Genomic DNA, 785 nt, shown 5'->3' on the forward strand with positions numbered 1-785 from the left:
AGTAAAGCACTGTACGAAGAACTGATGGACTTTGCTATCGCCAATGGCGCAGACAAAGACTACATTATGGAATCTACCGATCCTGTACTGTTTAAAATGCTTCATAAGGCACTTCAGTTCGAAAAAGGTAAGAAAACTGTAACCGCTAAGGTTAAACGTATTGGTGCTGGTGCTCCATCTAAAGTCGTTAAACCTGGTTCAAAACCTGCACCAACTGAAGTTGATGATGCTAAGAAAAAAGCAGTAATCAGTAAAATTGGCGGTTCTCGTAAAGACAACATCGACGCATTTAAATACCTGAAAGATTAATTTGTCAACCAAATTGAGTGATCTGGTATATAGTAATACTGTCGATTAGATGGGTGGGCTTAGCGGCCCACCGTTAATGAATATTTACACAAGGAGATCTCCTTTTATGGCAACTATCACCAATTTGGTGTCATATGAGCTGAACGGCGTAAAAGAGTCGTTCGCTAACTGGATTTCTAACATCAGCCCAACCGACACTCCTTTTGTGTCTATGACTGGTAAAGAATCCATTACTAACAAATATTTCCAGTGGCAGACTGACAGCCTGGGTGCTGTAGCTGATAACGCATGGGCAGAAGGCTCTGATGCAGATTCCGCTACTCTGAAACCTACTAGCGTTGAGAAAAACGTTACTCAGATCCTGCGTAAAGTTGTTCAGGTTTCTGATACTGCTGATGCACTGTCAAGCTATGGTCGCGGTAGCGAACTGGCTTATCAGATGGAAAAAGCTGGTGCTGAAATCAAACGTGACCTGG

Annotated in this window: 2 protein-coding genes; both read left to right on the forward strand. The window is 42.5% G+C overall.

What is annotated here, in order from left to right; genetic code table 11:
- Nucleotides 1-309, forward strand: a 309-nt coding sequence (locus tag N1032_RS24845) for a hypothetical protein (RefSeq protein ID WP_259543208.1), incomplete at its 5' end; no start/stop codon positions are given.
- 106 nt (nt 310-415) lie between these two features.
- On the forward strand, nt 416-785 hold a 370-nt coding region (locus N1032_RS24850; protein ID WP_259543211.1), incomplete at its 3' end, for a DUF5309 domain-containing protein.

The organism is Herbiconiux daphne, assembly GCF_024979295.1.
GTDB lineage: Bacteria > Actinomycetota > Actinomycetes > Actinomycetales > Microbacteriaceae > Herbiconiux > Herbiconiux daphnes.